Genomic DNA, 14614 nt, shown 5'->3' on the forward strand with positions numbered 1-14614 from the left:
TCCGCGCTTGGATGGCTCCTCAAGATCAACCCCACGAACAATTTGTATTCCCTGAGGAGGTATTACCACGTGGTAACGCTCTCTAATAGACCAAATATATTAGGCGGCTCTGGACGCGACCAAGAATCCACTGGCTTTGCCTGGTGGTCTGGTAACGCACGTTTAATCAATCTATCTGGCAAACTACTGGGTGCTCACGTTGCCCACTCTGGTTTGATTGTATTCTGGGCTGGAGCGATGACTTTGTTTGAAGTCGCTCACTTCATTCCTGAAAAGCCCATGTACGAGCAGGGCTTGATCCTGTTACCTCACCTCGCCACTCAGGGTTGGGGCGTTGGTGCTGGTGGTGAAGTTATCGACACCTTTCCTTACTTTGTTGTCGGTGTACTACACTTAATTTCCTCAGCCGTCCTTGGCTTTGGCGGTATCTATCATGCCGTTCGTGGTCCAGAAACCTTAGAAGAATACTCTTCTTTCTTTGGTTACGACTGGAAAGACAAGAACAAGATGACCAACATCATCGGATTCCACCTAATTATTTTGGGATGCGGTGCGCTGCTGTTGGTACTAAAGGCAATGTTCTTTGGTGGTTTGTATGATACCTGGGCACCCGGCGGTGGTGACGTTCGTATTATTACCAATCCGACACTGAACCCAGCAGTCATCTTCGGTTATGTACTCAAGTCTCCCTTCGGTGGCGAAGGCTGGATTATTAGCGTCAATAACTTAGAAGATGTGGTCGGCGGTCACATCTGGATTGCCTTTATCTTAATTTCTGGTGGTATTTTCCACATTCTTACCAAGCCTTTTGCTTGGTCACGTCGTGCATCCATCTGGTCTGGTGAGGCTTACCTCTCCTACAGCTTGGGCGCTCTGTCGTTGATGGGCTTCATTGCCTCCATCTATGTTTGGTTTAACAATACCGTTTATCCCAGCGAATTTTACGGTCCTACCGGTCCAGAAGCTTCTCAAGCTCAAGCTTTGACCTTCTTGATTCGTGACCAACGCTTGGGTGCTAACGTCGGTTCTGCCCAAGGCCCCACAGGATTGGGTAAATACCTGATGCGCTCTCCAACTGGTGAAATCATCTTCGGTGGTGAAACCATGCGCTTCTGGGATTTCCGTGGCCCTTGGTTGGAGCCTCTACGTGGCCCCAATGGTCTTGACCTAGAAAAAATCAAGAACGATATTCAGCCTTGGCAAGCTCGTCGGGCTGCTGAATACATGACCCACGCTCCTCTGGGTTCTTTGAACTCCGTGGGTGGTGTGGCTACCGAAATTAACTCCTTCAACTACGTATCTCCTCGCGCTTGGTTGGCGACTTCTCACTTCGTACTAGCATTCTTCTTCCTAGTTGGTCACTTGTGGCACGCTGGACGCGCACGCGCTGCGGCTGGTGGTTTTGAGAAAGGAATTAACCGTGATACTGAGCCAGTGATGTTTATGGACGACCTAGATTAGGTTGTAAAGTTTATTTCATCACTGACTATTAATTTAAAGGCTCTTGCATAAAAGCAAGAGCTTTTTTTATAGGAAAATTAGTAATCTATTAATTAAAGTGAGCGACTTGCCAAGGTAACTAATCTATGAATGATTCCAATTTTATTGATGCTTTGCGATGGACATCCGAAGCTAAGGAAAAGTTACAAAATATTCCCTTTTTTGTCCGCTCTCAAGCTAAAGCCAGAATTGAACAGCTAGCTCGTGAAGCAGATCAAGAGGTTGTAACTGCTGATTTGGTAGAACAGGCTAGGCTTGAGTTTGGACAATAAATCAGAAGTCAGAGTTCAGAACTGGTAAATACTCTACCCATGAAGAGATAGAGTTTTAAGGCGAGAATATTCCAGTAAATTTAATTCGTAATTAGGAATTAGTATCAACTTCCTCCCACATTCATTGCTGTTAAAAAAGCCTTCTGGCTCACATCTCTGTAAACTGTATTCAAATGCTTCATTACCACATCACTCGAAGTTGAATTTACTGCATTTTCCTCTTCCTTCGCTAGGGGGATTGCTCCTAATACATCTAGTACCATCTCATTAGTAGACGGTGCAATCACTACTAATGATGACTCTAGTGGCTCATTGTATTGCCAGAAAGAATCAATGTTTACAGAATATTTATTATTAGGAATTGACTGTTGAATTTCGGACGTTTCTGTGGTAAGAGGTTGAATTTTGACACTACGTAATTGACGTAAATCGCTGATAATTTGCTCTTTGGTGCGTCCGCGCAATTGAAATAGTACAAAGGGGTCTTCACTGAAGCGATCGCCTAACTGATAGTACAAGGCACCAATGTGTTTACAGGGATTTGCTTTATCAGGACAAGAGCATTTACTGTGGACATCACCAAGGGTAAAAGGAAATATCGAAAGACCATTAGCCGTGAATACTTCTTCTATATTTTGTGGCATTTCTCCTGCTAGTAGCTTGGCAGCAAAAATTGCCCTTTGGGACATGGTTTCAATTACATAACCCCATTGTTCATCGGTAAATGGTTCAAGAGAAAGAGAAACTTTATAAGGTTCTACTTCACTACCTTGCACTCTAGCCAATACTTTAGCACCTTTAAATTCGATGCTCAGAACATTTCCTTGACGAGCATAATTTCTCGCACGTTCTAAACGCTTTTTAAAGCGGTAGGAATCTAGCAAATCTAGCCATTGTTGTGACCACCATTCTCGACTTGCTTGTAATGTGTAATTAGTCATGATTTTACCTTTAAAATTATTGGATAATATTGAAATTCAGTCATTAATTATGAATTTATAAATCAAATAATAGAAATAAGACTATACCGCTACAAGTGTTTCTTCAAAACTTAAAATTACCCTCAGATAAATTAATGAGTGTATTAATCCAATGCAAATCATTTTTTGCATCTCGATTTAACCGCAGCATGTCGTGAAGGTTCATTACTTGGTATTGATATCTATTGAGTAAAGCGTTCAATGCATTAAGAATAGATGTCTGATCTAGGGAAGGGTAGGAGTGTTTTAGAACCTCAATTAACATCTGACTGCCACGCTGTTCAAAGTGAGCAGATGGAGACATGGAAGAAGGATTTTTGAGGAAATAATCGTCAATTTGCATCATGCTTCCGCGAAAATTGTCCAGCAGTGATTGTGCATAGAAAAGTTCTCCACGCATGACTCGACGATATACTTCCTCGGCTTGTGCTAGCCCTTTGCCGATCAGTCGATTCACCTCATCAACATCTAGTGTAAACTCTAAGCCAGAAGAAGCTTCAATAACTTGGTGTATTAACTTTTTAGGATCGTAAATAACTTGAACAGGTTGTAAGTACCAAGGGGAGGGTTGAAGATTCTCTGGCTGGTAGTAAAGAACATCGATTTTATTGAATGGATGGAAGTGAGAGACGCAAACCCATCGAACTCCTGCTGGCCACTCGTTGTATAGCCATTCTCCCCAGTATTTAGGAGCAGAAAAACGCTCATCAAGAAATTGCTCGTATAATTCTGGTTGAACAACAACTCTAAAATCAATATCAGAGAATTCATCCGTTGTCCCTGATGCTATAGATCCTTGAACGAATAAAGCCTCAACACCTTTCTTCACTATGAAATAATCAACGACTTTTTTAAGTAAATGTTGACGTGCTGAATTTAACTCGTCTGCATTAAGTTTCATCCTTCATCCTCGTCAATTACTGCGCTGCGATCGAGTATTAGTAAGTTACGAAGTTGGTCTGTATCTAGTTCAGTCAACCATTCTTCACCAGCACCTACAACTTGTTCAGCTAGTTGTTTCTTACTTTCAATCATGTCATGAATTTTTTCTTCTAAAGTGCCTGTGCAAACAAATTTATGTACTTGCACATTCCGAGTTTGACCAATGCGAAATACTCTATCTGTGGCTTGATTTTCTACGGCTGGGTTCCACCATCTATCAAAGTGAAATACATGATTTGCTCGTGTTAAATTCAGTCCGACTCCACCCGCTTTCAGAGAAAGAATCATAATCGGTGGCCCTTGAGGATCGTGTTGGAAACGGTCGATCATTTCCTCTCGTTGTTTTTTGCTGGTGCTGCCATATAAAAAGAATATTTCTCGCCCAAGCTGTTTTTCTAAATAGGGTTTAAGTAATTTACCCCATTCAGCAAATTGTGTGAAAATTAAAGCTCTATCACTTTCTGCTAAAACTTCTTCTAACATTTCTTCTAGCCGCAGAAGTTTAGCTGAATTATGTTGCTCTAATGTCGCTTCTTTCAAATATTGGGCTGGGTGATTGCAGATTTGTTTGAGTTTAATTAACAAAGCTAAAATCATCCCCCGACGTTGCAATCCTTCAGCAGATTCTATCTCGACTAAAGATTGTTCTACAATTTGTTGATAAAGTGCGGCTTGTTCACCAGTCAGACCACAAAATACGGTCATTTCTTGCTTATCTGGTAAGTCCTGAATGATATCGCGATCGCTTTTCAATCGCCGCAGTATAAATGGTTGAACTAATGAACGTAACTGAGTCAAAGAAGCGGTATCACCATACTTTTCTATTGGCATGGCAAACCGCCTCTGGAAAAATTGCTTATTGCCTAAATACCCAGGATTGAGAAAATCTAAAATAGACCATAGCTCTTGCAGTCTATTTTCTACCGGTGTCCCCGTTAACGCAATACGAAATGTCGCTTCTAATTCCCGCACTGCTTTTGACTGCTTCGCCTCTGGGTTTTTCACATTCTGGGCTTCATCTAAAACAATTATCTGCCAAGATACACTTTGCAATGACTTGATATCTCGATGAAGCAGTGAGTAGCTGGTAACGATTAAATCATGTTTTTTTACGGCTTCTAAAAATGCTTTTCCTTTTGGGCGTTTGTCACCGTGATATTGCAAAATTTTCAGGCTTGGTGCAAATTTATTGACTTCCCTTTCCCAGTTGCCTAAAACCGAAGTTGGACAAACTAGCAGTGTTGGATTTTCTAGTACATCCTGTTCTTTAAGATGTAGCAAAAAAGCAATAAACTGAATAGTTTTACCGAGTCCCATGTCGTCTGCGAGACATGCCCCCAAGCCCCAACGTTCCAAGAATGACAACCAAGCAGCACCACGTTCTTGATAAGGTCGCAACTGTCCTTTAAAGTCGGCTGGTGTGGGCAAAGGTGCGATCGCTTGATTATTGTTTAACGCCCCAATCAACTCTTGCAATGCCCCAGACGCCTCAAAGCTGACCACTGGTAATTTTTCAATTACTTGAGTATCGCCTGTACTGAAACGCAAGGCATCTTCCAGGGAAAGTGCCATTTGGTCTTTGCGAGTGGTAAAAAAAGTTTGGGCTGTTTTGATGTCCTGGGGGCGCAATTCCACCCACTCGCCGTTAATTTCCACTAGCGGACTATTTAAAGCCACCAGTTTATCAAACTCGGCTTTGGAAATAGTCTGTCCGCCAATTGCCAATTGCCATTGGAAATTTAGTAGACTCTGCAACCCTAAACGTCCCTGCTTTTTCTTTGGGGTTTCAGCAGTAATTTTCAAACCCAAACGGTTCGCCCATCCTTCGCGGTTTGCTAAACTGGGAGGCAAAATTACTCCCAAACCACTGTCTTCCAACCTCCAGGCTACAGCTTTGATAAACTCATAAGCTTGGATGGGCGTGAGACGAGAAGATTGGGGATATTCGGTTTCAAAGCTGGGTGCGATCGCTGGATATAATCGGGAAGCCACCCCCAAACCTCGCAAAAATGTTTCTTGTGGTTGGTCAATTGTCCGATTTTCATAAACCAATCTTTCAACTGGATTGTTCCAAATAGTTGCCGCATCCACTAAAAACTCTGGATCGTCAGCCGCTTGTAGAAAATACGCCAATGTCCAATCTGTTTCGCCAGACTCTGGAGAACGCAGTTGAAAACAGGTACGAAATAGACTTTTAAGAGTTAATTGGTATTGTAGCGGCATAGTCCAAGCCTTTAATGCCGCTTCCAGTCGTTCTACTTCATTTGCATCTGCATTGACTATATGAGATGCACTAGTTAAGGCTTGCAACCACTGTCGCACCCCAGACGGTAAAGATGCGATTGCCTTAGCTTCAATTGGAGGTTGAGAACCTACCATTTCTCGCACTTGGGCATCTATCGTACTGTTGAGAAATCCCAAAAGTAATTCTTGAGGTTCTGTGGGAAAGTCTACATAAAGTCGAGATTGGGAAAACTCCTCCCCAGTCCCCACTTCCTCTTGATAAGTGCGACAAAGCAACGGTATATTTCCAGAAAATTTTTCTAGGCGGGTTCCATCTACAGCACTATCTAGAAGTACTTGCCATTTGGCAGAAAATGCACCAGCTAATTGTCGGTCAATTGTTGGTAAAAACTTACATCGAGAGATTAAATCTAAACTCCATCGGGCAACCTGCGACCAAAAGCGTAAATCTCCACCCAAAAAAGCATCTTCCCCTTTAGCAGCATTTAAGGGAATCGCGGCGAGAAATTTTACTGCTTCGCTGGCGTTGAGACAAAAACCTTCAACTCGCCACGGTTGCAAATATTGCGGAGAGTCTGCATTTTCCCCCAAGCTAGCAGAATGTACAGGGAAAATCGCTGTTGTTCCTTTATCACTACCTTCTATATAAGTTGGTAGGGCAATGATTTCGGAGTGCGTTGGTAAACTGATCTCAGTGGCACTGGCGGCTTTGCGCGATCGCCCAGTAGTTGCGATCGCTTTGCCCCCCGCAGGCATCGCAACTTGAGGTTGGTGGATGAAGTTGGTAATTGCCATGTTCTGGGAACGCAACCACTCACTCAACTCAACTGATGTCATTGCCAATGGATGTACTGGGATATCTCCAGATCCATTAGACTCGAAATTCACTCGTGGCGATCGCCAAGTTTCCCCCCAAATAAATAAACAACCATTTTGATTTTTTAGTAACCAATTACAGTGTAAAATCGCCATTTGCTAACTACTCAGATTTTCCCAAAACTCTAGAATTAAAATCACAATTATTCTATTTTTTGCATCTTCTCAAGAAGATTTATTGTCCAAATTTCTCATATAATAAATATTTCAGTAATTATTCCACATAAACACTGTTAATAATGAATTTTCCCCTAATTAAAGTCTTAAAAAATGGGATGTTAGTGGAACTGGATTATATGCATCCTCAAGAACAAGAGGGTGTAAGAGCATTACTCAATGTTGTAATTATTGAAGGTAAAACTTATCCCCAAAAGCAACCTCTCTCTCCTACAGAATTTTCAGCTTACTGGTTAAGCAAGGATGCCTTTGTTGTCAGGACATCTGTTATAGATCCTACACACAAGCCAAAAGAAATATTAGGGGCGTTTTATTTAAAGCCAAACTTTCCCGGTCGGTGTAGCCATATTTGCAACGCTGGTTTTATTGTACAACCTGAGTTACGCGGTCAAGGTTTAGGACGGTTCATGGGAGAGGCTATGCTTTCGATCGCAGCAAATCTGGGCTACGAAGCAGTAATGTTTAATTTGGTCTTTGAGACTAATATACCTTCAATTACACTTTGGCAGTCGTTAGGATTTGAGATTATTGGGCGAATTCCGGGCGCGGCGAAGCTAGAGAATGGACAGGTAGTAGACGCGCTAATCTTGTATCACACTTTGTGTTAAACGACTTGTTTATCTTTGTATGTACCACAAGTCAGCCATAAGGCATAAATGTTAGGATTGCCACAGAAAGAGAATAGCGAAAGAGAAGGAAAAAAAACTGAATGGCAGAAGTTGATAAGTCAATATCCTTCGATGGAAGGGATATTCGACTGAAAGTAGGCCTACTAGCTCCCCAGGCAGGTGGATCGGTTTTGATAGAATCAGGGGACACATCCGTTTTAGTGACGGCTACGCGATCGCAAGCCAGAGAAGGCATTGATTTTCTTCCTCTTACTGTAGATTATGAAGAAAGGCTATATGCCGCAGGTAGGATTCCCGGCGGGATCATGCGGCGCGAAGGTCGTCCACCAGAAAAAACAATTCTCACCAGCCGTCTTATAGACCGTCCCATGCGTCCCTTGTTCCCCTCATGGTTACGGGATGACCTGCAAATTATTGCCTTAACGCTATCGATGGACGAGTTAGTTCCACCCGATGTGTTAGCAGTTACAGGCGCTTCTATCGCTACCCTGATTGCCCAGATTCCTTTTAATGGGCCAATGGCAGCAGTGCGGGTTGGTTTAGTGGGAGATGATTTCATTATTAACCCCACTTATGCAGAAACTGAAGCTGGAGATTTGGATCTGGTAGTAGCAGGTTCGCCAGATGGCGTGATCATGGTGGAAGCGGGAGCCAATCAGTTGCCAGAGCGAGATATTCTCGAAGCGATTGACTTTGGTTATGAAGCAGTGCGGGACTTAATTAAAGCGCAGCAAGATTTAATTGCAGAACTGGGTCTAGTAATAGTGCAAGAAGCACCACCAGAAGTAGACCAAACCCTAGAAAATTATATCCGCGATCGCGCCAGCGGCGAAATTAAGAAAATCCTGTCTCAATTTAGTTTCACCAAACCCCAACGCGATGCAGCTTTAGATGTCGTCAAGGATGAAATTGCCGCGACGATTAGCGAACTGCCAGAAGAAGACCCAATTCGAGTTGCCGCAACTACAAATAAAAAAGCACTTGGTAACACTTTTAAAGATATTACCAAACACTTCATGCGGCGACAAATCATCGAAGATAACGTCCGCGTTGATGGTCGTAAACTCGATCAAGTGCGTCAGGTTTCTTGTTTAGTTGATGTCTTACCAAAGCGAGTCCACGGCAGCGGTTTATTTAACCGAGAACTAACTCAGGTATTATCCACTTGTACCTTGGGTACACCTGGGGATGCTCAAAACCTCAACGATGACATGCAGCTAGATCAGCACAAGCGTTATTTGCATCATTACAACTTCCCTCCCTTCTCAGTCGGTGAAACCAAGCCAATGCGGGCCCCAGGAAGGCGCGAAATTGGTCACGGGGCATTGGCAGAACGAGCGCTAATACCTGTGATACCGTCAAAAGAACAATTTCCCTACGTAATTCGCATCGTGTCGGAAGTACTTTCTTCTAACGGTTCCACCTCAATGGGTTCAGTCTGCGGTTCCACCCTCGCCCTGATGGATGCTGGTGTACCAATTATCAAACCCGTCAGTGGCGCGGCAATGGGTCTGATTAAGGAAGGGGACGAAGTACGAGTCCTGACCGATATCCAAGGCATTGAAGACTTTTTGGGCGACATGGACTTCAAAGTTGCCGGGACGGATACCGGGATTACCGCCTTGCAGATGGATATGAAAATCTCCGGTTTGTCTTTGGAGGTTATAGCCCAAGCCGTCCACCAAGCCAAAGCAGCCCGGTTGCACATTCTGGAGAAAATGCTCGCCTGCATTGACACACCACGGACTGAAACCTCACCTTATGCTCCACGTCTGTTAACAATCAAGATTGATTCAGACATGATTGGTTTGGTTATCGGGCCTGGAGGCAAGACTATTAAGGGGATTACAGAGGAAACTGGTGCAAAAATTGACATCGAAGATGATGGCACCGTGACAATTTCCGCTGTGGATGAGAACAAGGCCAAGAGAGCCAGAAATATCATCCAAGGCATGACCCGCAAGTTGCATGAAGGGGATGTCTACGCAGGACGCATTACTCGGATTATACCGATAGGTGCATTTGTGGAATTTCTGCCTGGAAAAGAAGGCATGATTCACATTTCACAACTAGCTGACTACCGCGTTGGCAAAGTTGAGGATGAAGTAGCAGTGGGCGATGAAGTGATTATCAAAGTGCGCGAAATTGATAACAAAGGTCGCATTAATCTCACCCGCTTGGGTATCCACCCAGATCAAGCAGCAGCAGCACGAGAAGCGGCGGCGGTGAATCGGTAACTCGATTTGGGATTTTAGATTAGATTAAATCTAAAATCCGCGATGCCTATCGTGAAGGCATCGCCGTATGCTTCTCTAATTTGAAAAATTACGAATTACGAATTATTTTAATGACTTTTCTAATGTTTTTGGCTCTGGTAGAGGTTGACCGTCAGCTAAAGATGATTCAATCAGCATTTCTAAAACTTCTTGAGCATTTTTAAAAGCTTCTTCGTAAGTATCTCCGTGAGTATGACAAAACTCTCCCCATTCTGGAAGACTCACAACTAAACACTCATCTTCATCAGACCACTGAATAACGATTGTATATTTCATATTTATTCATACACGTCTCGTCGATGAGCAATAGTAGTGACAATAAGCTGATTGGTTTCATCATCAATTCGGTAAATAACGCGATATTCACCAATGCGATAGCGATAGTAGCCTGCAAAATTACCTTTGAGAGGTTTAATATTAGGGTGAAAACGAGGATTTTGTTCGAGTTGCTCAAAGCACCTAGCAATCTTTTTGGCTAAAGCTTGGTTTGCAAAAGCATAAATTTCCTCCGCTTCAGCAGATAAAACAAGGCTATACATCAGACCGAATTGTTCTCCAAGTTTTTACCCGACCCTCAGCAACATCTTTTTTACCCCTCTCGAAGGATTCAATAAATCCAGGAATATCAAGTAACTCTTGGGTAGCGTCTTCACTTTCTTTATTTGCTAGATAAGCTAAGAAGTCAGCAACCAGTTCTAGGCGTTCTGAAGACAATCCATCTAAGTATTGGTTGATTTGTTGACGAACTTCTATGTTGTTCATATTTTTGAAACTCTTTTACTTCTCTAATTCTGCCAACTTCTGTTGAGCAAAGTTTCTTACTTGCCAATCTGGGTCATTCTCTGCTTTGTCGCGCAACAGTGGTAAAGTCTGGGGATGCTGAGGAAATTGCTTGATAATTATCTCAAGTGCAACGCGCCGAGGGTTGGAGTTAAACAGGGGATCATGGCTACCTTCAAAGGATTCATTAACAGCGCAGTTGTAGTAAATTTCAAACAACTCAGGCTGATTTCTGAACTGTTTGGCTAATACTTGAATGGCTGCACGTCGCACATTCCCAGAGTTATCAGCAGTGGCACGCTGTTTGAGAAAGGAGCGGGTGTCCGGGTCATCTTTGAAATTGCTGGCTAATGCTTGGATGGCTACACCTCGCACATACTCTTCATTATCAGCAGTAGAACGGTGTTTGAGAATTGAGTGGGTATCTGGGTCATCTTTGAAATTGCTGGCTAATGCTTGGATGGCTGCACCTCGCACATATTCTTCATTATCAGCAGTGGTGCGGTCTTTGAGAATCGAGCAGGTATCTGGGTCATCTGGGAAATTGCTAGCTAATGCTTCGATTGCTGCACCTCTCACATGCCCTTCATTATCAGCAGTGACGCGGTCTTTGAGAATCGAGCAGGTATTCGAATCATCTGGGAAATTGCTAGCTAATGCTTTGATGGCTGCACCTCTCACATGCCCTTCATTATCAGCAATGGCGCGGTCTTTGAGAAACAAGCGGGTGTCCGGGTCATCTTTGAAATTACTAGCTAATGCTTCGATGCCTGCATATCGCACATTCCATTGATTATCAGCAGTGGCACGGTCTTTAAGCCAGTGTAAGGTATCGCTGTTATCTTTCCAAATTGCGGCGATTGTTGCAACTGCTTGAGTCTGAACTTCCTGAACTAACTTAGTTTGTTCATATTTATCAGGTTTGTAATAGTACCATAGATCATATTTAGTTAAGTCTTTTAACTCGTTAAGCAATTTATTAGCTACTGACGCAATTACCAAGCGATTTCTCACCTCTGCAAGACACTTAGCCGCTAAAAACAGGTTGATAAACTTTTCCTCTTCCCCATCTTGCACCATTAAGTAATCAAGAATTTCACCAACAAATTTTGGCTCAACCATTCCCGTAATTAACAGCAATACCTCATGCCAAGCTTCATCTTGCCAGTGTTTGCCAAAAACTTCAGTTTTTAGATACTCAATTGTAATACTGCGTTCCTTCTCAAACTGCCAGACAAACTCCCAAGCACAGAAATATTCTAAAAATGTCCGATGCACAAAGGCATAGTAATCTGCACCCAAGAAACATAAAATAAAATTGCGATCGCGCAGTTGTTTCATCAACCGTCTGGCTTTATCTCTGGCATCACTCACTGGTATGCTTTGCAGATATTTAGTGAAGATTGCTTCTAAATCATCCGCATAGATAATGTTGCCAGCTAAACCTTTTTCACTGGTTTGCATTTGATAAGCAACTTGACGCAACATTGCCTGTTTATCTTTATAATCAATAACGTCCAGACGTTCATCAGGCTTTAAATTGCGTCCGTCGTCCCAATTATGCAGCAGAACCTCTGAAGCCTCTTTATACAGTTCGCTTCTATCTCTGGGTAATTCTCGCTTGAGATTGAGAATTGCCATCATAGTTAACAGCAAAGGATTTTGTGCTAATTCTGCAATTGCTTTCGATTCATTAATTACTCTTTGTAGACGCTCCCGTTTAATATTTTTATCTCTTTCTTCGGCTTGAGTAAAAGTTTTATCATGCCACCGTTCGATAAAATCTTTAATCTGTCCTGGTTCTAAATCTTGCAACATGAAGTGGCGAAACTCTGCATCTCGCAATTGTTGCTGCTTATAGCCGATAATCCGAGAAGTGACAATTACCTGCACATCAGGATATTCATTAGTGAAGCGATGAATACAGGTAATTACTTCCTCCCGCTTTGCCGATTCAAAGACTTCATCCAAACCATCAAACATGACTAAAGCGTTACCAGCCTTTAGCTGTTCATGTAATTTATGCTGATTGAGGTGATAAAAACAATTAGGACTATTATGGTAAAATTGGATAAAATTATTACAATTACCCGCATCGCGATCGCGCATATAATTGCGTAATTCAATCAGCAAAGGAATTGGCAAATTAAAATCATTCTGTTCGAGAGTTTTTTCTACCCAATCCAATGCTAGGTATTGCAACAATGTAGACTTACCGGAACCAGGATCGCCTAAAATAACTAAATAATTTTTGCGTTGCTTCTCTCGGACAACATCTAATACTGAACGGATTGGCTGTTCAAAATAAGTGCGTTGATAACGTTCTGTTTCTTCTTGAAACTTTTCTATTTCAAATTCTGTATATAATTGGTTACTTTCTTGTAGCTTGCGGAGATGTTCTTTAGGCAGTTCTGGTAAAACCTGATAAACTTGTCGCACATTTTGCGGGATAAACATTTGCCATAGGTTTACTGGATGTTCGCGGGCTGTAGTTTCTAAGCTATCTAACTTCAGATTGCCGTAGCGTTCACGAATAGTTTCTAAATATTTAGGTAAATTAAAATCCTTGGGAATATCAGCGTTTTCTTTTAATGTATTGTCAATACTGGATAATTTCTGAAGTTCCAGAATATAGCGTAACTCTTCTGAATCCGAAAGAATATCTTGAACTTGTATCAGATACTGCTCTGTAATTGTTTGCCAGTTAAATTTGGGTGTTAGAAGTTCGAGTTTAAGTCTTTTCCAACTATCTGCTAGTCTTTTAAAATCTAGAGAATCACATTTAATATCAAAAGCTTGGCCAAGAATTTCTTTAACCGATTTATCACGAATAAATTTATTGATATCTTCAGCATAATTTTGAATTTCAGCTTCAGAAAGTTTGCAACGAACCTTTAACTGCTGCTGCATCAGTTGCAAAAATTCTGTCAGCGCCATGATTACTGCTTTCTGAAGCGGTTCTTGCTTAAAAGGCGCGGTTGCAGCATTATTAAAGATATTTTTGAAAAAATCTTTAGCGTAGTCCTTGACTAAATCTTTGAAAAATTCTTCGCTGATAATAGTTTTGACGAGAAATCCAACCGCTTTTTGACCTATCCAGAGAGTGAACCACTCAACTATCATACTCACGCCTGCTAAGTGCTTGACTACGAGTATATACACCTGTCAGAGAAATCTTTCCAGATTTCTGGATTTTTAGCTTAAGAGCGATGCTGGCTGAAGATTTGTTAAAAATAACTAATATACTGTGCATGGATATTAGGAATAATTTTATGGTTCTACAAGTTAACCCCATCCAAAAAGAACCAATTGTTACTTGGGAAGCACTTCCAGCCGATTTCATTTTACCTGACGATCCAGTGGAAAATATTCAACAACCTGCGATCGCTGCTGCGCTTACCGATGCTTTGGGAACCGCAGGACGCATCCAACCCCAGATGCTGATTGGCTCTAATTTTGGGCTTGTAGCCACAGTCAACAAAAAAATCGTTGTTAAAGCCCCAGACTGGTTTTATGTCCCTCAAGTGCAGTCTGTGGGAACAAATGTAGTTCGTCGCAGCTACACCCCGAATTTAGAAGGCGCTGCTGTGGCTGTAGTGATGGAATTTCTCTCAGACACAGAAGGCGGAGAATTATCAGTCCGTTCAACTCCACCCTACGGTAAACTTTATTATTACGAAAAGATTCTCCAAGTTCCAACTTATGTAACCTACGACCCTTACGAACCAAGCATAGAACTACGATGCTTGCAAAATGGACAATATACTTTGCAGCAAGCAGACGCTAATGGACGTTACTGGATTCCTGAGTTAGAGTTATTTCTCGGAATTTGGCAAGGTGAAAGATTATGTCAAACCATGAATTGGCTGCGCTGGTGGGATACAGAAGGAAATTTGCTGTTGTGGAGTAGCGAACAAGCTCAACAAGAACGCCAACGT

The 14614-nt window shown here is 42.2% G+C and carries 12 protein-coding genes and 1 pseudogene; 6 read left to right on the forward strand and 7 right to left on the reverse strand.

Going from position 1 to position 14614, the window contains the following annotated elements; all coding sequences use genetic code 11:
- From RMY27_RS16250 to RMY27_RS16260, 3 genes and pseudogenes are all read left to right on the forward strand, one after another.
- Window positions 1-86 (forward strand): annotated as a pseudogene (locus RMY27_RS16250) (photosystem II protein D2); the annotation flags it as partial.
- Window positions 70-1461 (forward strand): photosystem II reaction center protein CP43, encoded by a 1392-nt coding sequence (gene psbC / locus RMY27_RS16255; protein WP_322664873.1) that lies wholly within the window; start codon window positions 70-72, stop codon window positions 1459-1461. The pseudogene RMY27_RS16250 and the gene psbC, both read left to right, overlap by 17 nt.
- 125 nt (window positions 1462-1586) lie before the next feature.
- Window positions 1587-1772 (forward strand): PCP reductase family protein, encoded by a 186-nt coding sequence (locus RMY27_RS16260; protein ID WP_322664874.1) that lies wholly within the window; start codon window positions 1587-1589, stop codon window positions 1770-1772.
- A gap of 104 nt (window positions 1773-1876) precedes the next feature.
- Here the strand turns inward: RMY27_RS16260 and RMY27_RS16265 are convergent, their stop codons facing one another.
- The 3 genes from RMY27_RS16265 to RMY27_RS16275 form a co-directional block, all read right to left on the reverse strand.
- Window positions 1877-2713 carry an SWIM zinc finger family protein gene (locus RMY27_RS16265; protein WP_322664876.1) on the reverse strand — a complete coding sequence of 279 codons (837 nt, stop codon included), beginning with the start codon at window positions 2711-2713 and terminating at the stop codon, window positions 1877-1879.
- Between the two features lie 103 nt (window positions 2714-2816).
- Complete coding sequence (locus RMY27_RS16270) at window positions 2817-3653, reverse strand: nucleotidyltransferase domain-containing protein (RefSeq protein ID WP_322664878.1); 837 nt, start codon at window positions 3651-3653, stop codon at window positions 2817-2819.
- Window positions 3650-6910, reverse strand: a complete 3261-nt coding sequence (locus tag RMY27_RS16275; RefSeq protein WP_322664880.1) for a DEAD/DEAH box helicase — start codon at window positions 6908-6910, stop codon at window positions 3650-3652. The genes RMY27_RS16270 and RMY27_RS16275 overlap by 4 nt, the downstream gene beginning before the upstream one ends.
- A gap of 143 nt (window positions 6911-7053) precedes the next feature.
- On the opposite strand from RMY27_RS16275, the gene RMY27_RS16280 reads away from it, so the two are divergent.
- Both RMY27_RS16280 and RMY27_RS16285 read left to right on the forward strand, forming a co-directional pair.
- Window positions 7054-7599: an N-acetyltransferase gene (locus tag RMY27_RS16280; RefSeq protein ID WP_322664881.1), complete on the forward strand. Its 546-nt coding sequence runs from the start codon at window positions 7054-7056 to the stop codon at window positions 7597-7599.
- A 101-nt stretch (window positions 7600-7700) separates the two neighbouring features.
- Window positions 7701-9857, forward strand: a complete 2157-nt coding sequence (locus RMY27_RS16285; RefSeq protein ID WP_322664882.1) for a polyribonucleotide nucleotidyltransferase — start codon at window positions 7701-7703, stop codon at window positions 9855-9857.
- A 102-nt stretch (window positions 9858-9959) separates the two neighbouring features.
- Here the strand turns inward: RMY27_RS16285 and RMY27_RS16290 are convergent, their stop codons facing one another.
- The 4 genes from RMY27_RS16290 to RMY27_RS16305 are packed head-to-tail and all read right to left on the reverse strand — an operon-like array spanning window position 9960 to window position 13799.
- Window positions 9960-10172 (reverse strand): type II toxin-antitoxin system HicB family antitoxin, encoded by a 213-nt coding sequence (locus RMY27_RS16290; RefSeq protein ID WP_322664883.1) that lies wholly within the window; start codon window positions 10170-10172, stop codon window positions 9960-9962.
- Between the two features lie 2 nt (window positions 10173-10174).
- Complete coding sequence (locus RMY27_RS16295) at window positions 10175-10435, reverse strand: type II toxin-antitoxin system RelE/ParE family toxin (RefSeq protein ID WP_322664885.1); 261 nt, start codon at window positions 10433-10435, stop codon at window positions 10175-10177.
- Window positions 10428-10658, reverse strand: a complete 231-nt coding sequence (locus tag RMY27_RS16300) for a hypothetical protein (RefSeq protein WP_322664887.1) — start codon at window positions 10656-10658, stop codon at window positions 10428-10430. Before RMY27_RS16300 ends, RMY27_RS16295 begins: the two co-directional genes overlap by 8 nt.
- Before the next feature lie 15 nt (window positions 10659-10673).
- Window positions 10674-13799, reverse strand: a complete 3126-nt coding sequence (locus tag RMY27_RS16305) for a HEAT repeat domain-containing protein (RefSeq protein WP_416212348.1) — start codon at window positions 13797-13799, stop codon at window positions 10674-10676.
- Between the two features lie 149 nt (window positions 13800-13948).
- Between RMY27_RS16305 and RMY27_RS16310 the strand changes: the two genes are divergently transcribed.
- On the forward strand, window positions 13949-14614 hold a 666-nt coding region (locus RMY27_RS16310), incomplete at its 3' end, for a Uma2 family endonuclease (protein WP_322664892.1).

Source organism: Nostoc sp. DedQUE09 (genome assembly GCF_034530915.1).
Lineage (GTDB): Bacteria > Cyanobacteriota > Cyanobacteriia > Cyanobacteriales > Nostocaceae > Nostoc.